The sequence below is a fragment of the Paenibacillus sp. FSL P2-0173 genome (assembly GCF_038008045.1).
GTDB lineage: Bacteria > Bacillota > Bacilli > Paenibacillales > Paenibacillaceae > Paenibacillus > Paenibacillus polymyxa_B.
On sequence record NZ_JBBOYK010000003.1, the window covers coordinates 371,760 to 396,858 of the forward strand.

Annotated in this window: 23 protein-coding genes; 4 read left to right on the forward strand and 19 right to left on the reverse strand. The window is 41.7% G+C overall.

Annotation, left to right across the window (positions count from 1 at the left end; genetic code table 11):
- Positions 1 to 87: 87 nt before the first annotated feature.
- From MKX30_RS18080 to MKX30_RS18120, 9 genes are all read right to left on the reverse strand, one after another.
- Positions 88 to 1,815, reverse strand: coding sequence for an adenine deaminase C-terminal domain-containing protein (locus MKX30_RS18080; RefSeq protein WP_023990828.1), 1,728 nt, complete (start codon positions 1,813 to 1,815; stop codon positions 88 to 90).
- 28 nt (positions 1,816 to 1,843) lie between these two features.
- Positions 1,844 to 2,902 (reverse strand): ABC transporter ATP-binding protein, encoded by a 1,059-nt coding sequence (locus MKX30_RS18085; protein WP_341063182.1) that lies wholly within the window; start codon positions 2,900 to 2,902, stop codon positions 1,844 to 1,846.
- 16 nt (positions 2,903 to 2,918) lie between these two features.
- Complete coding sequence (locus tag MKX30_RS18090) at positions 2,919 to 3,707, reverse strand: ABC transporter permease (protein WP_013312456.1); 789 nt, start codon at positions 3,705 to 3,707, stop codon at positions 2,919 to 2,921.
- A gap of 6 nt (positions 3,708 to 3,713) precedes the next feature.
- Positions 3,714 to 4,535, reverse strand: coding sequence for an ABC transporter permease (locus MKX30_RS18095; RefSeq protein ID WP_341063183.1), 822 nt, complete (start codon positions 4,533 to 4,535; stop codon positions 3,714 to 3,716).
- Between the two features lie 27 nt (positions 4,536 to 4,562).
- Positions 4,563 to 5,492: a nucleoside hydrolase gene (locus tag MKX30_RS18100; protein ID WP_053326327.1), complete on the reverse strand. Its 930-nt coding sequence runs from the start codon at positions 5,490 to 5,492 to the stop codon at positions 4,563 to 4,565.
- Complete coding sequence (locus MKX30_RS18105; protein WP_069080084.1) at positions 5,492 to 6,565, reverse strand: ABC transporter substrate-binding protein; 1,074 nt, start codon at positions 6,563 to 6,565, stop codon at positions 5,492 to 5,494. Before MKX30_RS18105 ends, MKX30_RS18100 begins: the two co-directional genes overlap by 1 nt.
- Positions 6,566 to 6,740: 175 nt before the next feature.
- Positions 6,741 to 7,085, reverse strand: a complete 345-nt coding sequence (locus MKX30_RS18110; RefSeq protein WP_023990832.1) for a hypothetical protein — start codon at positions 7,083 to 7,085, stop codon at positions 6,741 to 6,743.
- Between the two features lie 384 nt (positions 7,086 to 7,469).
- Complete coding sequence (locus tag MKX30_RS18115) at positions 7,470 to 7,766, reverse strand: WXG100 family type VII secretion target (protein WP_220026307.1); 297 nt, start codon at positions 7,764 to 7,766, stop codon at positions 7,470 to 7,472.
- A gap of 37 nt (positions 7,767 to 7,803) precedes the next feature.
- Positions 7,804 to 9,267 carry a lipase family protein gene (locus MKX30_RS18120; RefSeq protein ID WP_341063187.1) on the reverse strand — a complete coding sequence of 488 codons (1,464 nt, stop codon included), beginning with the start codon at positions 9,265 to 9,267 and terminating at the stop codon, positions 7,804 to 7,806.
- An 80-nt stretch (positions 9,268 to 9,347) separates the two neighbouring features.
- Here MKX30_RS18120 and MKX30_RS18125 point away from each other — a divergent pair, with 80 nt between their 5' ends.
- From MKX30_RS18125 to MKX30_RS18140, 4 genes are all read left to right on the forward strand, one after another.
- Positions 9,348 to 9,701: a hypothetical protein gene (locus MKX30_RS18125; protein WP_023990835.1), complete on the forward strand. Its 354-nt coding sequence runs from the start codon at positions 9,348 to 9,350 to the stop codon at positions 9,699 to 9,701.
- Between the two features lie 533 nt (positions 9,702 to 10,234).
- The gene (locus MKX30_RS18130; RefSeq protein ID WP_023990836.1) at positions 10,235 to 10,591 is read left to right on the forward strand and encodes a hypothetical protein; all 357 of its coding nucleotides are present in this window, start codon (positions 10,235 to 10,237) and stop codon (positions 10,589 to 10,591) included.
- 193 nt (positions 10,592 to 10,784) lie between these two features.
- Complete coding sequence (locus MKX30_RS18135; protein ID WP_023990837.1) at positions 10,785 to 11,129, forward strand: hypothetical protein; 345 nt, start codon at positions 10,785 to 10,787, stop codon at positions 11,127 to 11,129.
- Between the two features lie 47 nt (positions 11,130 to 11,176).
- Positions 11,177 to 11,521, forward strand: coding sequence for a hypothetical protein (locus tag MKX30_RS18140; RefSeq protein WP_053326331.1), 345 nt, complete (start codon positions 11,177 to 11,179; stop codon positions 11,519 to 11,521).
- A gap of 54 nt (positions 11,522 to 11,575) precedes the next feature.
- Here MKX30_RS18140 and MKX30_RS18145 read toward each other — a convergent pair whose 3' ends face one another.
- The 10 genes from MKX30_RS18145 to MKX30_RS18190 form a co-directional block, all read right to left on the reverse strand.
- Positions 11,576 to 11,719, reverse strand: a complete 144-nt coding sequence (locus MKX30_RS18145) for a hypothetical protein (protein ID WP_167348641.1) — start codon at positions 11,717 to 11,719, stop codon at positions 11,576 to 11,578.
- Positions 11,720 to 11,746: 27 nt separating this feature from the next.
- The gene (locus MKX30_RS18150) at positions 11,747 to 13,141 is read right to left on the reverse strand and encodes a hypothetical protein (RefSeq protein ID WP_028540772.1); all 1,395 of its coding nucleotides are present in this window, start codon (positions 13,139 to 13,141) and stop codon (positions 11,747 to 11,749) included.
- A 21-nt stretch (positions 13,142 to 13,162) separates the two neighbouring features.
- Positions 13,163 to 15,190 (reverse strand): hypothetical protein, encoded by a 2,028-nt coding sequence (locus tag MKX30_RS18155; protein WP_069080081.1) that lies wholly within the window; start codon positions 15,188 to 15,190, stop codon positions 13,163 to 13,165.
- Positions 15,191 to 15,207: 17 nt separating this feature from the next.
- Positions 15,208 to 16,248, reverse strand: a complete 1,041-nt coding sequence (locus tag MKX30_RS18160; protein ID WP_068939017.1) for a hypothetical protein — start codon at positions 16,246 to 16,248, stop codon at positions 15,208 to 15,210.
- 45 nt (positions 16,249 to 16,293) lie between these two features.
- Complete coding sequence (locus tag MKX30_RS18165; protein ID WP_076317354.1) at positions 16,294 to 17,661, reverse strand: N-acetylglucosaminidase; 1,368 nt, start codon at positions 17,659 to 17,661, stop codon at positions 16,294 to 16,296.
- A 25-nt stretch (positions 17,662 to 17,686) separates the two neighbouring features.
- Positions 17,687 to 19,129 (reverse strand): NADase-type glycan-binding domain-containing protein, encoded by a 1,443-nt coding sequence (locus tag MKX30_RS18170; RefSeq protein WP_341063190.1) that lies wholly within the window; start codon positions 19,127 to 19,129, stop codon positions 17,687 to 17,689.
- Entirely contained in the window at positions 19,129 to 19,668 is a 540-nt protein-coding gene (locus MKX30_RS18175; protein ID WP_341063192.1) for a discoidin domain-containing protein, read from the reverse strand. Before MKX30_RS18175 ends, MKX30_RS18170 begins: the two co-directional genes overlap by 1 nt.
- A gap of 26 nt (positions 19,669 to 19,694) precedes the next feature.
- Positions 19,695 to 20,591 (reverse strand): TolB family protein, encoded by an 897-nt coding sequence (locus MKX30_RS18180; protein WP_341063194.1) that lies wholly within the window; start codon positions 20,589 to 20,591, stop codon positions 19,695 to 19,697.
- A 162-nt stretch (positions 20,592 to 20,753) separates the two neighbouring features.
- A complete protein-coding gene (locus MKX30_RS18185; RefSeq protein ID WP_254348599.1) occupies positions 20,754 to 22,196 on the reverse strand; it encodes a discoidin domain-containing protein in 1,443 nt (480 codons plus the stop codon).
- A gap of 2 nt (positions 22,197 to 22,198) precedes the next feature.
- A complete protein-coding gene (locus MKX30_RS18190; protein ID WP_341063196.1) occupies positions 22,199 to 25,057 on the reverse strand; it encodes a PspA/IM30 family protein in 2,859 nt (952 codons plus the stop codon).
- Positions 25,058 to 25,099 lie beyond the last annotated feature (42 nt).

The window sequence follows — 25,099 nt, forward strand, 5'->3', positions numbered from 1 at the left end:
CTGTATTGTAGACAAAGTCCATAACATACTACCTCATACCTAGCCACGACAAAAAAGAGCCGGCCCGTAAGAGGGTCGGCTCTTTTATTATTCTTGCATCTCTGAAGGTTCCACGATTAAGGATACAACCTTGCCAGCATTTACATCAATCAGACCATGATCGGTAATCTTCAAGGCTGGGCTGACCGGCAAAGAATGCGTACTCAGCGACATGATTGGATTGTAATGGCGGTAACCCAGCGACAGCAAGGCTGAACGCAGCTCCTTCACATGGGCTGCAACCATTTCCAGCGGTCCTTCTGTTAAAATCCCGCCTACGGTTAACGGCAAATGGGACAGCACCTTGCCATTTTCAACTACGCAAAAGCCACCTTGGCTGGATAAAACCGTATTCGCAGCCAATATCATATCTTGCTTGTTATGCCCTACGACCAGCAAGTTATGGTTATCGTGCGAATAGGTGGTTGCCACTGCCCCACGTTTAATCGTATCTCCCCCGATCAAACCATAAGCACGGTTGCCATTCTTTCCATATCGTTCAAACGTAGCGATGAGTCCATGTTCACCATGTTCCCATACCAGTTCACCCTGCTCCACATGTGCAGGTGCAATCCGTTCGCTCGTAAAAGTTGAGCCATCCTTGACCATCATAATACGACATTGATGTGTGCCATCAGCTACATCCATCTTTACCGTAAAATCCTGCTCCGTGAGCGGATTGAGCTTCACACTTTGATAAAAATGGGCGGGGAAGCGGCTTTTTATCGGTGCTTGATGGTATTCCTCGAACTTATCGAATACCTTGAGTCCGTCCTTATAGACTTGCTCCACATCAAATTGACCAAGATCGGACAGCAGTACAAAGTCAGCTATTTTTCCCGGTGCAATTGTTCCGCGGTCATGCATACGCATCCGTGCAGCAGGAGTAAACGTAGCTGCATAAATGGCATCCTCAGGCTTCATGCCCATTCCGATAGCTTTACTTACGATATGGTTCAGATGCCCTCGTTCTACGAAAGAGTCTGGCATCACATCATCCGTTACGAAGCAAAAATGTTGTGCCACATCTTCCTGAATAAGATAGTCCATCACTTCAGGGGTCATCGATTTTTCTTGAATTTCAATAAACATCCCGGCGGCCATCCGCGCCTTCATACCTTCAATACTTTGGTGAGTATGGTCCGAGCCTATCCCCGCATAGATCAACTGATGCAGGTCCAGATCAAGCAGCTGCGGCGTATGGCCTTCAATGATCAGCTCCGGGTAATGCTCACGAACATGGCGTAAGATGCGATTCGTCTTGCTTTCCGGATCACGAATGACATCCACATAGTTCATAATTTCACCCAGGCAGATCATTTCACCGGTTTGCAGCAGGGCATCTATCTCGGGAATACCGATCTCGCCTCCTGAGGTTTCGAGCGGCGTTGCCGGGACAGAGCTTGGAATACCGTAGAACATATCAGCCACGCAATCTTTGCTGGCTTCCATCATTTCCTGAATGCCTTCCAATCCGAAAACATTCGCCATTTCGTGCGGTTCCGGTACAATCGTCGTTACCCCATTGCGAATCAGCCCATAGGAAAAGGTTGCCGGTGTCACCATTGTGCTTTCGATATGCAAGTGGATGTCGATCAGGCCGGGAATCATATATTTCCCATGCCCCTCTACAATCTCAGCCACCTCGAAAGACTCCAGACCACGCTGACCGATATACATAAACTTACCGTCAAGTATAGCTACATTACCTTCTTCGAACGTCTTGTAGTAACTGTTATACACCTTAACTTGTAAAATCATTTTGTCTGCACGCATGATGTATCTCCTTCATCGAACCCGCTGATTATTGGACCAGCACCATTTTATCTGCCGGAAAATGCAGGGTAACCCGCTGACCACTCAGGTAAGGCGTATCCATTTCCTGATTAGCCGTAAAGTTGCCTTTCACCGTTTCTACCACATACTGATAGCTACGCCCCAGGTAAGTACTTACCTTAATAATACCGGGAAGCTCATTTTCCCCTGTCTCGTTGCCTTCTGTTCGAATGACCAAATCATCCGGGCGAATAGCGCCCTGACGAGCACCCGGCTGAGCAGTACCCTGATTACGCGCTACGCCGAACGAAAGATCGCCTGTATTCAGTCGAATACAATCCCCTTCTTCAGTACGCTCGTCAAAACTCAGAAAATTATTAAACCCAATAAAACGGGCGACAAATTCGGTCGTCGGATATTTAAAAATGGTCGATGGAGCATCTAATTGTTCGATGTTCCCCTTATTCATAATCGCAACCTGGTCAGAAATCGAAAAACATTCCTCCTGATCATGCGATACATATACGGTAGTGATGCCCAGTTCCTGTTGAATACGGCGGATTTCCACACGCATATTTACACGCAGGTTAGCATCCAAGTTACTCAGAGGTTCATCAAACAACAGCAGATCGGGTTCAATCACAAGCGCTCGCGCAATCGCAACACGTTGACGCTGTCCGCCTGACAATTCACCGGGGAAACGTTTTTCAAATCCCCCTAGGCTAACCGTTTCCAGCATGGTCATAACGCGGCGCTTTACATCATCTTCCTTTACCTTGCGTAACCGCAGACCAAAGGCAACATTATCAAAAACGGACAAATGCGGGAAGAGTGCATAACTTTGGAATACAAAGCCGAAGTTCCGTTTATTTACCGGAACCCGAGTATAATCCTTATCGTCAAACAAAAATGTTCCTTGTTTAGCTTCGAGAAATCCTGCAATGAGACGAAGTGTGGTCGTTTTGCCACAACCACTCGGTCCGAGTAGCGAGAGCAATTGCCCCCGTTCGAGCTGCAAATCGAAATCCTGCAAGATCAGTTGGTTGTCATAAGCGACCGATACGCGATCCAGAGTAAGCAGTGCCATAAGGTTGAAGCCTCCATTACCTTTTAGTGAAGTAAGACAATCCCATCAGTCGTTCAATCAAGAACATCAGGATACCGGTCAAAATCATCAGCATAACCGAAATCGCCGCAATCGTCGGGTCAAAATAATTTTCGACGTAAGTCAGCATTTGAATGGGCAGGGTGCTGAAGCCCGGTCCTGTCATAAAGACGGAAATGTCGACATTGTTGAATGATTCCAGAAAGGCAATCAGGATAGCCGCAATAATACCTGAGCGGATGTTGGGCAGAACCACCTTGAAAAAGGTTTCCAGCCGTCCAGCCCCCAAACTAAGCGCTGCTTCCTCAATCGCAAAATCAAAGTTAGACAAACTGGATGCAATGACTCTAATAATGAACGGCAGCATAATCACCGTATGTCCGATCAATAGTCCAGCATATACTGGTAAATGGTAAACAATGATCAAATAGCGCAGCAGTGTAAAACCAAGAACGATACCCGGTATAAGCAACGGAGAAAGGAACAAAGCATTCAGCGCATCCTTCCCGCGAAACGAAAAACGACTAAGTGCATAGGCGGCAGGCATACCGATCAGCAGTGCCAAGATGTTGCCTAGCAGAGAAACGACAATGGACGTTTTGAACGTGGACATAAACAAATCCACTTCAAAAATATTTTCATACCAGCGCAAAGAAAAGCCCTGCGGAGGAAATTTTAACACCGTGCCCGGCTCGAAAGAAGTGACCGATATGATCAACAGCGGACCGAGCAGAAAGATGAAGACCAGCAGGCTAAAGAAGCCTAGTCCGTAATGTTTCTCCCGCATATCCACCTACCCCTTCGGATTGAGTTTATGGGCCGCCTTATTTAAGAGACCGACCACGATAAATGTAATAACAATCATAATTGTTGCAATAACAGAAGCTAAAAACCAGTCGTTTAGCGTCATCGCGTTCTGATACAAAAATGTAGCGATAACCCGCTGTTTTCCTCCAAGTAGTGCTGGTGTCGTATATGCAGTCAGACTGCCTACGAAAACGAGAATGCTTCCAATGATCAGGCCCGGCACAGACAGCGGAAATAAGATTTTACGAAATGCGCTGAATCTAGAAGCCCCGAGGCTCTGAGCAGCATGAACAAGATCACCGTCGATATTTTCGAGTACACCAATCAGTGAAATAATCATCAGCGGTAAAAACAAATGAACCAGACCAATAATCATCGCTGCCGGAGTATACAAAATATTCAGCGGCTCATCCACGAGTCCTAAACCGATGAGCACGTTATTTAACAGCCCCTTGCGACCCAGAATGACCATCCAACTGAATGACCGCACCACCGGACTCGTCAACAAGGGGAAGATAGCCAGCGCTAGCAAAATCCCTTTACGACGCGGGGCCTTTTGCGAAATATAATAAGCCGTCGGGAAGCCGAGTAATACGCACACAAGTGTCGTTACGACACTGACTTCCAGCGTAGTCAGCAATATTTTCAGAAAATAAGGGTCCTTGAAGAAATGGAGATAGCCTTCTAGGGTGAATGAGCTGTTCTGTACGAAGGTCGAACCGATCGTCAACACAATCGGAATGACCATGAACACCGCCAGAAAGAGCAGACCTGGCAGCAGCAGCCAATACAAGTATGTTTTCTTCATGGGTAGCTCCTTGCGGTTATCAAAATGTTATTCCTTATTCAGCACCTGGATAAACAGCTCCAGAAAAGCTTCGCTGTCCACCTGTTCGCACACATTCATATTAGGGCTATGATTGAGGCGGTTCTGTACATCGCCCACTGTTTGTCCATCACATATGCGACTCGAGGTTTCCACGTCGACATACAACAGCGAGGTATTTACTAACCTCGAATTCAACGCGACACCCACGGCAAGCGGGTCATGAAGCGCACACGCTTTTACCCCGTTGCGTTCTTCATAACGCTTGGTATAAACGGCCGTGCTTTCAGCTACATAATTACGAATTGCTGGGCGGGTCAGACGAGCAATATGATCCGCAGTCAGCAGAGCCTTCCGTGTTACATCCAGTCCCACCTGTATCAATCGACCAAATCCTGCATGAAATACGATTCGTGCGGCTTCAGGGTCAGCATACATGTTGTACTCCGCTACAGGTGTAATATTGCCGCATCCGTGAATAACACCGCCCATAAAAATGACCTCATGGACGTGATCCGTCAGCTCGGGACACTTGAGCAGCGCCAGTGCCAGATTGGTGAGTGGGCCGGTGCAAATGAGCGTCACTTCCCCCGGGTGAGCCATCACGGTATCAATGATGATATCCGGTGCAAAACCTTCGGACGCAGACATGGCTGGTACTACTCCACTCAATGCACCTCCAATGCCGTCTTCTCCATGGACACGGTGCTCGTGCAGACCTTTACGTATTAAGGGAGCCTCTGCCCCCCGATAAACCGGAATATCCGGTCTATCCAAAAGGTCGAGGATTTTGCATGTGTTCAATGTTGCTTGTTTAAGTGAAACATTACCGCATACTGTAGTAATCGCTTGAATATCCAGCTGACCACTTTTGGCCGCTAGTAAAATACCCAACGCATCATCAATACCCGTATCTACATCTAGTATGACCTTTTTCATTATTGTGCAACTTCCCGGTTCCAGCGATCTGTCCATGCCTTGATATGATCGTTAACGAACTTCATATCCAGCTTGGTCAGCTTGTTCACTACATCCGCACCGTACGTAATTCCCTCTGTATCCGCACCAGATAGTACCACCTGCGTATTCACCGGGGAATCAACCTTTGCCTTGGCGGATTTTTCTTGAACTTCCTTGCTCAGCTGCCAGTTGATAAATTCCTCAGCCAGCTCCTTCTGGTCGGAGCCTTTCACTACATTAATCGTGTTCATTACTGCGTAAGCACCTTCATTAGGAGCTACAAATTTCGCTCCTGGCACAGCCGCCTGCAAATCTTTGAAGTACATTTCCATGATCGGACCGCCCGCAATTTCTTGTTGACTAAACATGTTCACGAACTCGGACGTTTTACTATAAAACTTAACGATATTCGGACTCAGCTCTTTCAGTTTTCCGAAGGCTTGGTCTTCATTAAACTCCTTACTACCCGCTACTTTGGAGGCTGCATCTACCATCATTGGTCCGGCAGTCGCCGTAATGTTCGGCAGAGTCACGTTTCCTTTGAACTCACTGCCCCACAGGTCAGCCCAAGAGGTCACATTCTTTTTCACCAGCTCCGGATTATAGGCAATACCGAGGCGCCCAACTGTATAAGCAGGACCATACTCTTCACCCAGCGGTGCTTTGGCAATGTCATAAATTTGGTTCAGGTTCGGCACCTTGCTGCGATCCAGCTTCTCAAACAATCCCTGTTGAATTCCCTGTTGAGCATAATAATCAGACAGATAAATCAGATCGACGTCTGTACTACCTTGACTGATTTTGTTCAGCCGTTCTGCGTTATTCCCAATTTCGACCACGATGTCAACGTTATGTTCCTTTTCAAAAGGCTCGTACACTTCTTTGTTAAAAAAGTCCTCGGAAAAGCCCCATGTTGAAATAACTAGTTTCTTTTTCCCATCAGCTGAACCATCTTTTCCATCTGTCTGACCGCCAGTAGCATTGCTGCCGCAACCTGCCAGTACCACAGATGCCAAGGTCACAGCCATAAATCCTTTAAACCATTTTTTCATATGAAACTCCCCCTGTTTTTTTATTCTGCACACCTTATGACACAAAAAAGAAAAGTACTCTTGTAAAACAAGAATACTTTTCTTCGTAAACAAAGAATAAGTTGATCCCGCTGCGCGTTATAACAGGTTCTCCCCTCAGATAGATCCGAAGCGAAAAGCCGAATATCCAATTTTATTAGGATTCTTTCAGTATGATGTTCGTAATTGCCCACTGCGTTGCTGCATCATAATCGCGCAGTAAAGCTTCTATATCGAGCTCCATATCCTCAATCAGCTTCTCGCGAAGTCTCTTCTTGTACAGCATGGACATTCGGAAATCCACTTCCAGCTTCAAGCCGGGGGCTTCCACTTCCAATGCCGCCGAGCGTGGAGAACGCCGGTGCTTCGCCACAAAGGTAACAATGTTGTTCTCAACGGTGGCCCGCAGCAGCGTGGTCCCGAAGCCGAACAGTTCCTTTGAAACTTCATTGTAAATCTGGCACATCCGCTTCTTGCTTTCGTTACTGTCGAGCAGCGTCAATGAACCCACCCTCATCAGCATATTACGTACAATCAATCTTTCAACACGATAGATTATACATAAATATACGATAAATAGCAAACAAAAATCCCTAATCTAATAACATATGATGCGAAAAAGCGAACAATATGTCGAACTTTGTAGCTTTTCAACATTTTTACACTTTTTCGTCTAACCCTTAAGTTTCCGAACACTGCTATATTCTCCGCAGGAAAATTAAAGTAGACTACAAAGTCGTTATCGTCATCACTCTGGGAGAATATTTTTTTCTTCTACTATATATGTAGTTTTATTTAAACGCAATTAACCGTACCCCGCGGGAGTCCCCTAGCGATTGTACGGTTTTTATATGTTATGTAGCTGACTTAATGGTTGAGCTCTACATCACCATTGTGCAGCCCGTTTGCGTCTCTCCTCACGCCGATCAGCTTCTTCCATTTTCCGAATATAACGTTTCAACTGCTCTTTATGATCGTCCAATTCCTGTATTCGTACAGTTGTGCCTTGGAGAAACGTCTCCATTTTACGTGTTAATTCAGTAGCTGATTCTCCCCGCCATTCATGCAGCCGACCATATATATTTTTCATCTGCTGCTCCTGATGCTGAAGTCTTTGCTTTAGCTGTTCGCATTGCTGTACAGCCCTTCGCAGATCCCCCAGACTCAAAGATATTCTGCCCATCTCTTTTGCCCCCTGTTGTGTTCTTACAGCTGATCTATTACTGATCCACCATCGTGAATTCCTGACCCTTGCGATCTATATATTCTGCTATCTCCGTAATTGATTCCTGATACCAGCGATTAATCCGATCTAGCGTTGCCGTTGCACTATGCGCAATTGGGGTCAAAGACTGACTTTCACTTGTCCCGATATGAGCCTGAAATAACTGGATGGATGCTCGGGTATCGCTAGAGAACCCATGCAGGCTGGAACGCATCTGGTTAGCCGCATGCTTTAGCTCCTCAGGTGTTAATTGAATTGTGCCCCCATTTTTGTTGCCCACAAAATATGCCCCACCATGGGTGCGACCATTTTGCTGTCCTTCTCCCATCAGATTCACTCCCAGTGTAGTAGCAGCAAACTGCCCGAAAGCACCCATTTGTCCACCGTAGCGTTCAACCAGGTCGCCCATGACTTCCTTGAGTTCTGCTCGCGCGGCCAGCATTTGCTCGTACGCCTGCACCCGTGGATTGCCTTCCACCAATTGACCGTCCATGGTGTACAGTGGATTGCTGATATTGCCATTTTCATCAAACGTAAAGTTTCCCATGCTATGAGTGTTCTCTCCACCTAATACAGAATTATAGAATTTGGTGAATGCATCTTGCTGCATCATAGGCAGCGTAACCGGGACAAAAACAATTGGGGACCATTGAGGACCAAAAATAAGATCTCTTAATTCATTATTTTTTTTAAGTGGAACTGAAACAGGAATAGTAAACTTGGCCGCATTGGCAGTCTTATAATCACTCCCAATATGATACGTTTCCCCCACATGTTGATTAGCTTTAGTAGCTCCCCCACCAACGCTATCTCCGGGATGGGCAAAAGCCACATTAGTCTTCTTGAATTCTCCTGCTTTCACCCTCTTTTGAAGATCTTCAGGCAATAAATGTACAATACCCGGAGCAGCAAAACTCACGGATGATAAACCATTTTTCACTGCAATATATTCTGCTTCTGCACCGCCTAAAGAATGGCCTGTCGTAGAAATTTCAGCAGCGGGGTACTTCTTCTTCACTTCGTCATACAGTGTTTGGGCTTTTGTAAATTGATTATCCTGATACTGTGACTCATACTGATGAAATGAACTTTGTACCTGTGGGGGGAGCTTTTTTATCTCTTCTTGATTATTGGCATAATAATCGTGAACTTGATTTAAAGTTTTTGCTCGTCCGCCCACAACATCGCTAATGTCCGTTCCTATGTCCATCGCTCTACTCCATATTGGTCTTCCCCCTGGTTCAGTTCCCCTATATCCTATAATCACCTGATTGCTATTCTCATTGTGAAAAACGGTCGCATCAAATCCAGAACCGTTCGTGTCATGTAATAGTTTCTCGTCTAAATCAGCAACCCTCCAACCAGGAATGTTATTATTTCTATAAGTCTTTGGATCAATATTCAATTCGTAAGCTTCATTCGATATGATCCAGTAAGTTTCATCTTTAACGTAATTCAATTTTTCCCCACCTTGTCTAAATAGCTGAGATATTATAAAGTTATAAAAAGTCATTATTTCCATTAAAGGAGAAAAGAAAATTGAAAAAGAAAATTTGGCTTTCTGCTCTTACCTTGGTTTCAATCCTTGTTGGAATCTTTTATTACATGCAATATACGGCGAATGTACAAAAAGAAGAATACGTCCAATCTGGCATACCTATTGGAAAAGAATACATTAGGAAACATTATAATGCCGAGTTTATATACAAAAATTACGACTATATTGGCGGCTATGTTAACTCTACCGTTTATCTTCGTGGCTATATAAAAGGACATGAAGGTCAGATAATCTCACTAAATTACGACTATAAGAAAAAAAAGGTACTCTACGTAACTGGACCGGATTGGTTCATCGATAGTCAGGATCCCAAGAAGGACGTATCTGTTCCATAAAATAAGATTCGCTTTATTCAGTAAATAAGTTCACTCTTCCATTCTCAGGAAGCAATATCATTATAATGTATTATATTTATTTCGAGTATCAATCGGAACAGAAATGAGAACAAAGTCGGAGAGGATTGTATTTTTGGTGATAGTTCTTACCTAATAACGATTAGGACTTTATAGCTGTATGTTAGGAGAAGATTACGTAAATGAACATACCTTTTAAGTTGTGTCTAATATTTCTATGACGCCGCTTATTCTGACAGGATTCGGTTTCTCAGTACCTCAAGAAAAAGAGTTATAGATGTCGCAACTCCCATCGGCATCAACCTTATCCACTACAAACTACGCTATATTAGAGGTCACGAGAACAGCAAAATCACCATTCACTACACTTATTAAACTAAAGAAGTGATCAACGTTTCTGGACCGGGTTGGTTTGTTATTGGTTTATTAATAGTAGGGTTATAGATGAGGATGCTCGTTATTCCTAAGAAAGCGTGTAGCATATTCACTCCCAATTCTAAGGAGATTAATTCAACTTGAAAAAGAAACAATTATGGCTTTTTGTCTTTATATTACTTGTCATTCTGGTAGGGGTCTTCTATTACATACAGTATGCATCGAATGCCAAAAAAGAAGAAATCGTTCGGACAGGCATACCTATTGGAAAAGAGTACATCAAGAAATACTATAGGGCAGATTTCATATTTAAGAGTTATGACTATATAGGTAGCTATGTTAATAACACGGTTCATCTAATCGGTTATATAAAAGGGCATGAAGGCCAATCGATATCTATCGCTTACGATTTTAAAAAGAAAGAAGTGTCTAGTGTAACCGGACCAGATTGGTTCATTGACAACCGCTATCCCAAAAAGATTATTTTTCCATTCTAAAGTCAAGTCCAGTATCCAAATAATCAGCCCTCTAACAGATGATTTTTTCCTAATATGAGGAAATAGTATCATTATAATACTTCCTGTTACTAAAAGATATTTGCAACAAAAATAAGAACCAAGTCATTGTTCACTGCATTCGGGTTGTAGTTCACTTAAATTATAAATAGCATGTTAGGGGAATGTTGCGTAAATGAACACAATCCTTAAATGTTGCACAGTTCTCATCATAATATTAACCATTCTGGGCGGTTGTGGTTTTTCTACCGCTCAAGAGGAAGAGATAGTGGAGTCTGCTACTACTGTCAGTATCAAATATATTAAAACTCACTATAATACGGATTTCGTATTAAAAAATTACAATATTGAAGAAAACAGTGTCTTTTCAAGAGTACATCTTTACGGCTATATAAAAGGAAACGATACAGACTTAATTAGGATATCCTATGACTTGGACTCAAAAGAAATCGTCAATGTTACGGGACCGGATTGGTTTATTGATAGTAAGGTCATAGATAAGAATGCACCTTATTCCTAAGAAAGCGTGTAGCATATTCACTCCAATTCTAAGGAGATTAATTCAACTTGAAAAAGAAACAATTATGGCTTTTTGTCTTTATATTACTTGTCATTCTGGTAGGAGTCTTCTATTACATGCAGTACGCATCGAATGCCAAAAAAGAAGAAATCGTTCGAACAGGCATGCCTATTGGAAAAGAGTACATCAAGAAATACTATAGGGCAGATTTCATATTTAAGAGTTATGACTATATAGGGAGCTATGTTAATAACACGGTTCATCTAATCGGTTATATAAAAGGGCATGAAGATCAATCGATATCCATCGCTTACGATTTTGGAAAAAAAGAAGTTCTAGATGTATTAGGACCGGATTGGTTCATTGACAGTAGGAATCCTAAAAAGAATTAGAATATTGAACCATGATTGCAGAAAAGGCTCCTTAGGAGCCTCTTCCAGTCGTCGTTAGTCCCCACCTTTGGTGCTATGCTTAGTTACATGAATAAAAGGATATTCTCCTTTGCTAATTTTACGTTTCCATTCTTGAATCATATCTTCTTGGGTAGGCGGTTTCTCATTCACGATTGCTCCTGTAGTTACTTTAGCCATATTCTTTACCCTTTCACGATGGATTAGTTATTGCGTCTTAATCTTTTCTCCAGTCATTTTGATGTTACCATCCATTTCTACCAAACTCGTTTTACATTTTAAGCCGATGGCATCCTTCGCGGTGACCTGTATTGTGTTACCCGCATTGAACACCAGGTTCCCGTCAGCTTTTACACGGATATCCTTTTTGCTTCGCAGTTCAATTCCATGGTCATCCAGCAGTCGAATCACCACTTCATCGTCGTTCCCCGTGATTAAAATTTCATTTTTCTCAAAAATAATAGCTTTGCGGTACTTGGTCATAAAGATTTTCGTCGACGGGTCCTTAATAAAGTCACCGCCCTTGGATCTCTTTCGGATCGAGTGAGTTACAATGGCGTCTTTTTCTTTAGAGGTCGGAAAGTAGATATCTACAAAGTCAAACAACTCTGGCATGCAGTACCATCCCGTATTCCCTTCCGATGTATAAAATGTAGCCGTTGGAAAAGCGAAGGTTTCCTTGACGTTAGGCTTGACCTTATCCATTTCATAAAAGAAAACCTTTACATGATCCTGCTCGATTCCAATGACCTTGGACTTCAATGATATGCCACGAATGCTCTCATTTAAAATCAAATCCTGTTTCATTCCATCCGATGTAGTCAGCACATATTCATGCCACAAGACACTATGCCGTATAAACGCAACAGATTGCAGGACATATAAGGTTTTTCCTTTGAATTTGACCTCTGCGCCAATATGCAGCAGAACATCTTTGGCCCCTGTCGTTTGTACTTTGTAATACAAAAGATTGTCGTCCTTGCTGGCCCCTGGCTTGGTTTTTCTGGTCATCGAGTAGTTATACTGTTTTAGCTCACCTTGATTGACACCATCCGGTAATCCAAAATAAAACTGAGGTTTGTCTCCAATCGGATCAGGTATCAGTCCCCAACCAAGCCGAGACGCTATACGTTTTAGAAATGACCAGTCCGTTTCGTCGAATTGCATCGTAAATTCCTGTAAAAGCTGATCTTTTAAGCGGCTCGTACAATTGGCTTTGGGATATGATTTAAGTACATGTTCAAGTAATGCCTGCACCTTCATCTTCACATTTTGAAAAGATTGTCTATGAAGCACTTCATCCAGCTGGCTTGTATAGGAGAGGGCTTCGACGACCAAATAGGCTACATTGGACACCAACTTGATTCTGAACTGCATGACTAATCCCCTAAATAATACAATCTGCTTTTGATCATCATTCACATAAGAAACGACTAACTTAGCCCCTGCCTCCATATGATCTGTGTACTCTTCCATTTGGGCACCCGTTAACACACCTGTCAAAAAGACTTTCACATGCTCATTCATTTTCTGTACAACTTTAACTTTCGGATTTTTAAGAGATAAAACCGTTCCGTTATACTTTATGATTGGATATCCCATGTCTCTGCCCCTTTTTGTCGGTTAGTTTACAATTATCCGTTGTTTGCTTACGTACTGAATGACATCTTTAACAGTTTGATTATGCTCCTGATCGTTGAGAGCCTGATCCAATGCAGGGAGCGTGGTAAAGGTTTTATTTTTTTTCTGAAAATATATCTCGGCCATAGGGAATTCATCAACTCTACCAGGTCCATGAATCCCATTATCAACATTGGCAATGACGACAACATCCTTCAATCCATCCTTATTTACATCCTTGAAGGCCACCGCTTCTACGCCTCCAAATCGCGCTACCCACTCATGGTTCCCGTAGAACTCTGGGAATGAGTATAAAATATGTCCTTGATCATCTAATAGAAAGAAAAAGAATTTACGAAGACCTTCCGGATATCCATATGTGGATACAAATCTTACTTTCCCAAAGCCTTCAAGAGTAGTTTGAAAAGACTGTGACTCTTCAACTTCATACTGGTCGGTATCCAATTTTTCACCGCCAACTGTGGAAACAGACTGATCCTCAACAGAACTTAGCTCACTCCATAGTTCCTCATTCTGCCTGATATTCTCTGGAATTTGTGCAAAACGAATTTCATACTCCGCATGGTCCCCTACCACATGTGCCATAGGTACACTCACCCCCAATGAATCATTTGTGAAATAACTAAACGATTCCATTTCTACTTCCGCAAGCGAACCTTTGGTTACATCCGCATTTGTTAACAGTTTAATCAAATCATCTTTTGTGAAATCACCAATTAACCCTTGTTGCTCCGGCTGAACAGCTGTAATCTTCCCGCTTTTTATAAGCTCAATAAAAGGTTTCTCGATCTTTACCAAATCCCTCAATCTTATTCTTGAAACCTGCTTCATATCCAGGTTCGTCGTATAAAACATATGAGTAGGATAGGCTGCGTCCTTCACATAATGAATACCCGTATATTGAACACTCAAGAATCGTTCACTTTGTCGTTTGATCTCATAATCAATTTCGACATGGACTCCAGAATTGGAATCCGCATAGTCTTGTAATCCTTCTAAAGCTTCGGTCTTAAGAATTTGGTTTAAATATTTTTGCTTTGCAATATCCTTGAGTTTTGAAATTTGAGGGTATCTAATCACGATCCCATTTTCTGAATATTTCTCTTGAATGAATTCATAGCTTTGCGGTTCACTATGAGTATTCGAGGCGATGCTATATTCGGAATCAATACGGACTTCTCCACTTTTGGAGAACTCAATGATAAGGTTCTGTTCAGAATCATCACTGTTTATGAAGAAGCCATCGCCGTGGTCTAAAACTCCGATACTCATGCTATCATGTTGTCGACTCTCTAAAATAATAGGCTCATTCATATCCCTGTTCAGTTCCCACGCATCAGGGAGCTCCATCTTACCTACATTTATGATTTTCTCCGTCCACTTTTGTCCAGACAACTCCCACAAATCCACAAATATAGGGTCTGGGTGATATATGGAGACATCCCCCCCTAACCACAACTGTATTCCGTGCTCTGAATCTCGAACCACAAAATCTGTAGTCAATTCTGGCCCGCCATCCTCAATTATCTGGGCGTGTACAAGTTGCCTCGAACTCCACCACTGAATAAATGTGTATTTATCTCCGATCGTACCTGTCACCGTTTTAGGTGCTCTATAATTCATAACCCTAACGTTTAGCCGTCCACTTTTTAACTGAAACGATTTTGTTAAGATAGTGAGATTGTTATCGAACTTTTCTACTAATTCTCCATCCTTCATCTCTACACTTTTTGGCTCGTTTAACAACAAATTAAATTCCTGTGTGAACTCCTCAAGCTTGTTTTGTCTGACATCATAATCCATATTCTCATTGTTGACTATATGAAGTTTTTTCACTAACGTGTCCAGCTTTTTCGAATAGGAAATCGTTTTATCGTCATTTTGGAGAGAAAGCGCATGATTTGTTTCAGTTGCTGGAGAATCCTGTTCCTTCATGCATCCATTTAGCACTACACAGGAAATGAGTAGTAATAGGATGCAAGAAGCTCGCCCGTACTTCAAGTAATTCATGCTGCATATCACACTTTCTACAATTTATCGTTCATCTCTATACTCATAATCTTCCACTTGCCTGACTGCTTTTCTAACGTAAATAGAAGTCCTTGGTTTGATTCCTCTTCTTCTGAGCTACTCTTTACCAAAAACACCCGCTGATTAGCCTCATAAGCAATCTCTTTTACATTCAAGTCTAATCCTGTATAGTCCATAGCGGAAAAATCTATGATATCTTCAAAATGATTTTTCGGGCTTGCTGACAACGCAGTGAATTCCGCCATTTCAGGCAAGTGTATCAAAAAGCGATTCATAAGATAATGATCTTCCAAATAATTTTGGATAATATCTTTAGGAACCGTAGGGTATACAAATTTTTTATTCTTATTTTCATATAGGACTTTTGTTTTTTCGGGTCCGCTGCTATCGAATTTCTGATATGTCATGATTGTATGTTGTTGAGTATCCTGAAAACGGTAATAACTCACATCCTCAAAAACACCATCTTTATTAATATCCTCCAGCTTCCTGCTTCCTTGCCCTGTTGCTTCTGGATAATTGTAATTCAGGTTGCTAATTCGGTTATGGTCTAAAGTAAATATAGAGAATCCTTCGGCCTCATCCACTTCGCTAGTGGAATATACTACGATGAAATCACGCTTAGTTTGGTCTAAATGCATAACCTTAACGTCCTTATTAATATGCTCTGTAACTATCGGATCATCCAATTTTCCAATTATTTTAAGGTGGTCATCCTTATTTCTTACTACATATATAGATTCTAAATGATCCGATTTTTTCCCATAAGCAATCACAAATTCTAAAGTACCTTCCTTATCAATATCCTGTTTTATTAATTTTTGTAATTTCATATTAGCGGGTTGAATTTTCTTAATAAACAGATCTAATTTATTCGATTCTTGCACAATAGCTTTGCTTGAATCATACGTTAGCTCATGGCTACTAGCAGTCGATATAGCTGATTTAGAGACTGTGCCCTTTACCTCAACGTCTTTCTTCAGACCACAACCACTAAAAATTAGAACAACTAAAACAAGCACAAATAGCTTCTTCAATTACACTCCCTCTTCTTTCGAAACATAATTTTTTTTATAACCTGATTACCTTGACAAAGGTTGTGTAGGCTCAGGGAAAGCAGTGTCCGGCAGATTTTTAAAAATTGGGATCCTAAAACTAAGAGGTGCATCAACAGTTTTAAGACCTTTTGAAAAACGGTCAGCTTTCGTATAAGCATCCATAATATTCGTAGCATATTGTTTACTAATAGTTCCGTTCTTCTTGAATGAATTTACATTCCACTTTAAGCTATAGAGAGTATCTTGTCCCTTTTGAATATAATTCTCATTAATCCACTTACCTCCACCAATTATCGCACTATCTACAGAGTTCCAGTTCTCTGACTTGGCTTTTTTTGCACCCTTTATACGTGCATTTCCATCATTCGCACCAATGCCATACATATTGTACCATCCGATATATCCTGGAACCTGTCCTCTTCCTAAAGTTGAAGTCCCTCCTCCTGATTCGACCATGGCTTTTGCCGCTAAAAATACTGCACTCGCCTCATTCCCTCCTGCCTTTAGAAATACCTCTCCTTTATTAGCTAGACTTTTGCTTAACACTTTATTAACTGCCTCTTTATTTTGGGTGTTCTTATCATACTTTCCAGATAAAAATTGAAATACACGAGATTCAGTCAGAAAGTTACGTGGATCTAAAAAATATGAAACAGCTTTAGGGGAAGCGGCGTTATAATCATTATCATATTTAAGCTTCGAGTCCCTCCAAGGCGGTGAGTATCCATATTTGCTCACTTCGGTACATACCAATCCATTTTTCATTTCTGCCTTGAGAAAACTATTAAAATCTACATTCGTTTCTTCCGCTATAAAACGCCAAGAAGGATGCTGCTTGTGTAATTTTAACAGCGCAGACCTGTATGATTCCGGGAATTTAGCAAGTTCAGCTTCAAAACTATCATTTCCTGAATTATCAGGAGGTACTTGTACGGGTTTAGAATCATCCTCCTTAGGTACCTCAGGATTTGGATTTGGATTTGGATTTGGATCGATCAAACCCAGCTTCTCGCGAATGGCTCGTCCTGCCTTCTCAGCAGCTAACTTTTCTTTGATATTCCCGCTTGCCTCAGCAGCCATCCAACGAATTGTTTCTTTTTGCATTTGCTCTTGAGCCCATTTGGGGAACGTAGCCATTTCGCGTAGTTTGCTTCGCAGTCCCTCTGCCAGCTTTTGCGCTTTACGCATACCGACCTCGTCGCCGTTGGCTTGAGCGGTGTACCAATCCTCTTTGTATTTGCGCATCCAGGTCTGGGCCCAGTCGGGATAGTTCAGTTTTTGTTTCTTTTGTTCTGCTGCCAGATCAAAAGCCATTGCTTTACTGTGTGCATTAGCGGTTGTTAAAGCTTTCAACATAGGGGTTGCACCAAACGTTGGCTCTTTCCATTTCATAGGCTATCTCCCTTTTGTAAGAATGCTAGAAGAATCGTATCTCCGACATACAGGTATCGTGATATTTGGTTCCTCGCTCTACGGCCTCAATCGTTATTTTCACAAATGAAGTATGAATGGCACTACCTGGAAACTCATTACTTAAAAAATCATTATCTACCATTATGGCCTGCCCATTCGAGAACTCTAGTTTCATTCGCTTAACTCTGTTATTTGCTTGGAAAGCATTAGATGACTTAGCCAAGCCATTGATGAGTTCGAAACCCTTCAATTCTTGCACAGAACCAAAATCAACCTTGACCCACTCTCCAATCCCGTCTCCCTTAACTCCTTCGCACCAAGCTGTGCTTGCATCTCCATCCATGATGTTACGGGCAGCATAGAAGTTCCCTGCTTGATCAGAAAGCGTAGAAGAAGCAATGATTTTCTGTGCCGGGATGGTTTTTCGATACTTCATTAAATCCGTTGTTGTCTGTACCCATTGTGTAGGGGACACGTTATAGCCTATCCTGTGGAATAGATTGGAGTATTTTATAGGCAGACCTGTTTGGATGTTTCGTTGTTGCATTTCACCCTTGGAGTTCAGAAAAGCAATCCTGTGGTTATCTAAAGTTAAAATAGGAGATTCTGTGGCTTTCATTAGTTGCTTCTTCTCCCCTGTCTGTATATTGAACATATACGACTTATCATTATCATAAGAAGAGAGAAGCAATTGATCGTTATAAAGCCACTGTTCGATCTGTATTCCTTCTATTCCTAGCTTTATTTGTTGAATTTGCTTATTCTTGGACAAATCATAAATCAATACATTATGGTTACTATCTACAAGGGCAAATTGATTACCGTCAGGCGAAAACACTGGAAGATTGAGATAGTGACCATCATTTAATTGCCCCAATGCTTTAGTTTCCTGCCCCTGGTTCATAAGATAAAAAAAGGCTGCATCCCCTGTGTAAACACACTTGCGTAAGTCAGGAGACATAACAGCGTAGTCCCTATTGGGCACCTTAAATTCATATAATTTCTTTGTAGTAGATAAATCAAAGATTTTGATCATTAAATAATTCAAATCCTGCGACTCTCTACATAAAGCGATATGTTTGCCATCATCCGAGAAACCAGCCAGATACAACTCATTTTCAGGATACGCTTCACCTTCACTTGCATATAATTCATCTATAATATCGTCTAAATCAATATAGGTATTGCCTGTGGGATCATCCATATCAGCGAGATATTCCATTGGCATGTTTCCATTTTCCGCTTCAAAGAGCAACCAATTTACAGCCTTTTTTGTTGGAAGAGGTTTCTTGGACTGAGAGACAGAAGCATAAGTTTCATTCCGCTCCTGTACTGCTTCTTGGCCCTCGCTCGATTGTATACACCCGCATAGCATGGAAAAGATCAAGACGAATAACGTAATTTTACTTATCCATACCGCAGTTTTATTTCGCTTTCTACTGCTCATCACAATAACTTCAGCTCACCTATACAAGTATTTGGGAAATCCGTGCCTTTTTTCACTTCTAGAATGGTAATTTTAACGAAAGATGTTCGTATAGGTTCATCAAATTTGAAGCGTGTGTCATTGTTCTCAAGCACCACAGATTGTCCATCCGAAAAATCAAGTTTCATTTTTTGGATTGTATTCACGTCTAAATACTTATTGTTCACTCGTATAATGCCGTCAACCATCTCCATACCTCTGACCTCTTGAGTTGGACCCAAATCCATAGTTACCGTTTCTCCTACCCCGCCTTCCTTCGTTCCTTCACACCAAGGGGTTAAATTATTATCGTCCGTTAAATTGTCAACGCTAAAAAAATAGTTACTCTGATTAGGAAGTGTGGAAGTGGCCGTAATTCTTTTCACTTTGACCTTGTTGCTATATTTCATATAATTGGTTTTTGTTTCGATCCACTGTATTGGAACCACCCAAGTTCCTTCACCATTTACAATGAACGAAATATCTTCTTTTTTTCCACTAGCTACATCAATCATGAACATTTTCACAACCTCATCATCTGCCAGTACTAGTTTTTTTGATCTGGAGATAGAATAAACTCGCCCTCATTTTTAGTTATAAACTGTACTTTTCCAGTGTATATATCTAGTGAATAAATATCGTTTATGAAAGTATTATCTTTTTTATAAGTGGTATAAATAAGTCGGTTCCCCTGATCCCATTGCATAATACTCGAGACATCAGTGCCTGCAAGCAGAAGCTCCGTACCACTATCACCAGATAGATCAAGCATTACGATCCCTGTCTGATCATCAACAAAACATAACTTGGTGTTATCCGGTGAAAACACTCCCTGAGCAATATTACTAACATCAGCTTTGCCTTTGTTAGTCTTCAATTCTGTAGTTCTTTTACTTATTGCATCATATAAATACAAACGTCCGTCCATTACGTATAGATATTTGCTTAAATCAGAAGAGATCACAGGATATTGAGCCGTTGGCGGCAATTTAAACTCTCGTTCTTTTTCTCCCGCATCCAGATCGTACACTTCAATAATGAGCAGCTCCTCTGGTTGCTCCCCATAAACATCTCTTATAATCGCCATACGACTACCGTCACTTGTTATTTTCCCGACATATACTTGTGAGCCCCGATATTTTATACGTTCCTCCTTAGTTTCCATAGTGTCAATTAGGTCGTCGATACGAATATTAGCTTCTCCAGTAGGATCATCTAAATTGGTTAAGAATTGAACTCGATCTTCTACGCCTTCTTGACCATTCAAAAGCCAGCTTGCTTTCTTTTCAGTTTCTTTTGCAGCATTCTTACTTACCTTAACTTCATTGTTTGAAGGTATATTGGGGGACTGCGAAGATGTAAGAATGTCCCCTCTTGTGGTTGCTGTACATGCAGATATCGACATTAAAAAAACAATAATCACAGTTGCTTTTATAAGACGCATGAGCTCTCCTCTCCGTTACACTCTCAACAAAGTCCTTCTGCTACCAAGTCAAAAGCCTTTGCTTTCCTGTGCGCATTAGCGGTTGCTAAAGCTTTCAACATAGGTGTTGCACCAAACGTTGGCTCTTTCCACTTCATAGGCTATCTCCCTTTTGTAAGAATGCTAGAAAAGCCGTACATCGGATATACATGTATCCTGATATTTCGTTCCACGTTCAACTGATAAAATAGTAAGTTTAATAAATGAGGTATGAATAGGCTCTTTAAATTTCTTTCGTATGTTAAAATCATTCATTACTAGAGAGGAACCATCCGAGAATTCCAGTTTTAGTTGTTGAACTCTGTTATTCTCCCGATAACTTTTTTCAGATTTAGCATATCCGTTAATCAGCTCGATACCCTTTACCTTCTGTAATGATCCCAAATCTATCCGTATAGTTTCCCCTTCCCCGTTGCCTTTCACACCTTCACACCATGCAGTAGATGTATCTCCATCCAACAGATTTTTGGCATCATAAGTCTGCGTGCCTTTACTTGGCAGAGTGGATGAGGCTTTAATTTGATGCACTTTTATTTCACTATCATATTTAGAAAAATCATTAGCAGTATAGAGCCACTGCACAGGTGTTGCCGTATTCCCACTAATTGTAGTGATAGATGCGGCTTTACTTTCTAAACCTGTATTTATATTCAGTTTATAATTAGACGGTGAGTCTGACTTTTCAAACCATAACTCCGACCCATCACGAGACATTAAAGGTCGTTCCATCCCTTTGCCTAAAAGGTGCTCCTCTCCATTATTTAAATTTAACAAGTACGTTTTATTTACAGACATGGAGTCAATAGAATAGATTAGTTGGTTCTTCTGAGCCCATTGATTAACTATCGCCATACCAGAATCTATATGGATTTGCTTAATGATTCTATAATTTGATACATCAAATACGACAATATTCTGCTGGCTGTCGGTAAAACAAAACTGGGTACTGTCTGGAGAAAATTGTCCTTGATGAATGTCATCTATATCTATAGAACTTCCATCTAATTGAATAGCTGTTGATTGATTAGTTAACGTGTCATATATATACGCTTTGTCTTTATCCTCATATAAATACTTGGTTAAATCAGACGAAATTACTGGATGGTTATAAGGCAGCTTAAATTCATTTACTTTGTTACCCAAATCCAAATCATAAATCTGTACTATTAATCTCGCTTCTTCAAATAAATCTAATACGAATGCGATTTGACTCCCATCTTCTTGGATTCTCCCTACATTCACATAAGAATCTCGATATTTCTCTTTATCCTCCTTCGACTGTAGGAGACTAATCAGTTTCTCGGCACTTAAGAACCGTTCAACTTTTGAGCCTTCCAGCTGAACTAAAAATTCTGCTGGATCTTCTTTGCCTTCTTCTACGGTTAAAGCCCATTCTTTCTTGCTATTCTCTTTAACAAGCTCCGTTTTATCATTTTCATTAGCTGATTCCACCACTTCTGACGTCATATCTACCGTTTTTGAAGAAAAGGGAGTAGAGGCTTTTTGAGAAGCATTACATGCTGACAACACGATTAAAAAAAGAATGATTAATATGTTTCTGATCATCTTCACTTTGATCTATCCTTCCGATCAAGAATAGCTAGTCCTTTTACAGGATTAGGTTTTTCATTTAATGAATTCTTCACCACGCCTACTGAACTCAGAAATCTTACATACTCGTCTTTATGAACCGTTATACAAGCTGTCGAAGTTGGTTTAGGCTTTTTATCAGCATTATAGCCCTGGTGTATATTTACACCGTCTGCTGTGCAATCCTTTTTTTGACTTCCTTTGGTTGCTGGAACTGCTGCACCATCCCGAATACGCAAAGCAGGATAAGTACTCAAATGCAACCCGCCTACAAACTCGTATACTCCATCTTTAACCGTTTTATACTTGCTCTCATAATCAGGAAGTGTGCTGGCATTTTTGCTTGAATACTTAATTTCGCCATCTATCACCACAATTGCCATAGCTCCATATCGACCTTCCGGGTGATCTTCTTGTGCATAACTATACGAACCGTCTCCTTCAAAGAAAAACACAAGGGGTGCCTTACGGTTCGATGACAGTTTCTTTTGAACAATACTGTTATTCGTGTAATCGTTTATTCTATACAAAGCTCGGGCCTGATTACCTTTTATGCCCTTACTACTTATATAGCTTTCAATCTTTTTCACCGCTACCAATCCATCTTTATAATTCTCAGGATCTAATGGCTTTGGTTCCTCCTTCGCTGGCTTTTCAGGAGTAGTCGGCGGCTTCTTGCCCGGTTCCGTTTTCGTTGTTGTCGTTGCTGGAATTGTTGGCGTTGCAGCCTTGCTAACCTTAGGCCATGGAAGGATACCATTGGCTACTTGATGCAGGTACACTGCGAGCACATCACGACCATAGCCCTTATTCTCCAGGCCGTATTTTTTCGCAAAATCATGCAAAGCGGCGTTAAGCTCCTTATCCCAATCGCCTGTAGTTGGTAGCTTGTACGAGAAGCTATCTGGATACTTCTTGGCAAGCTTGTTCAAATTCTCCCTGGCAAGCTGGCTGTTCACGCCATACTTACTCCGCAGGGCAGCCGCTTCCTTAGCAATAGCCTTTTGATCAGCAACGGTCAGCTTATGGGCCGCATCTGCGTATTGTCCGGACAGCTCCTCCAGCCGATTCGCATCTAGATAGGATTTGGCTGAATGACCACGAATCAGCTCGTTGATTAGCACGTTGTCACGCAGTTGGTTCGCGAGAAGATGCATCTGCTTTTGCTTGGCTTTGTCGTTGGCTCCATGCGCTTCCCACCACTGGGACGTGTATTCATGCATTTGCGCCCTGGCCCAGGCAGGCATACGATCTATTTCTGCCACCTGTTGACGCAATTGCTTGGCCTTGGTTGCTGCTTCCTTGGCCCCCTTTTGGTCCCCTGCTGCCACGGCTTTGTAGTAGTCCGTTTTATATTGAAGCAGCAAAACCTGTACCCATTGCGGATATCCCTTCCCCTTCAATTCTTGAATCAGGGATTTATAGGCTTTCAGTTCGGCATCAGGTACCTGATTTTTCATGAACTTACTAGCCTTAATATGAAGTGTTCCATCGGTTCGGATATAGCTGGTTTTGCACGTCAGAGATATTTCGCGAGTAGCGGTCATCTGTACCTTTTTGCCATGCAGCACCAAGTCTGTATCAGCGTGAAAGGTAAGATCGTGATGACTATACACGTGAATACCGGAAGCTGGATTTAAGCGTACAAGTATCTTTTCTTTTTGGGTGGAAAGTGCCACTTCTTTGTCGTCGAATCTCGCCACTTTTTGAGTTTTGGTATGAAACAGCTTTCTTGACGGCTTGCTGATTTCATCTCCTTTGAAGTCTCTCTTACGTAGGGATTGAACCACACGAGCTTCCTTTTCTTTGTTGGATGGAAAATACAAATGAACATGGTCCCCTAGCTCGGGCATGCAATGCCAACCGATTCCATCACTGGTATACATGGTGGGGTAAGAAAACCAGCACCCCTCAACTTTGGACTGCATAGAATCCACGGACAAGTGCAGTTTAACGGATTCGTTTTCACCATCTAACTCTATGACTTTCCCTTCAATAGAGGTACCTTTGATTAAGGGGTTATGTATAACCTCCCTCGGAATACCTGCTTCTTCCGGAACGAGAACGTAGCCATATGTCATGATGCCTTGCTTCATCTCTGCATGAATCTGATTAATAACCCAATGCTTTCGTTGAAACACGACGACATCTCCAAGTTCAAAACGCTTCGTATCCTCCACTTCAGCATATGTATATTCTGGACCTGACTTTGTTTTTTGGAGGGAAAAGTTAATGCTACGCAGTTCACCTTTCACCTGTTCTTTTGAGGTACCTAACCATAATCTCGGGAATACGGATGTAATCTCGGCAATGAGTCCAGTTTGCTGATGAGAGGCCATTCTTTTTAGAAACTCCCAATCACTCTCCCCATACTGGATAGTAAAGCCGCCCAGCTTTTGATCGCTGTCCGTCAGGTCAATAAAATCCCCGTGTGGATAGGCATCTATAAGTTCGCGGAACAGTTGATAATACGTCAAGTTGCTATTTTGAAACGAACGATTTTTCCGTTGTTGATCCATCAGATATGTAAAAGAGGCAGCCTCTATGTACATGTGATATACGCCATTTTTGAATGCAATTCTAATATTGGTGACAATTCCTTTAAAGATGCTAACTGTCCCTCGCTCTTTATCCGTCTCATATACCTCTAGCACATCTTCATCGTAAGCTAATCCATCATACTTTGCATGATCCTCATCCGGTATGAGAGCAGTGATGTACACCTTGCCGTGCTCATTTATCTTCTGTGTCAATTCAAAATCAAGCAGCCTGATAATTTCATACGGTGCATTCACTCTAATATTTCCATAAGTCAGCACAGTTCCTGCCAGTCCCATCTTACTCCCCCCGTTTGCTTTTCATGTGATGCAAATCCTACA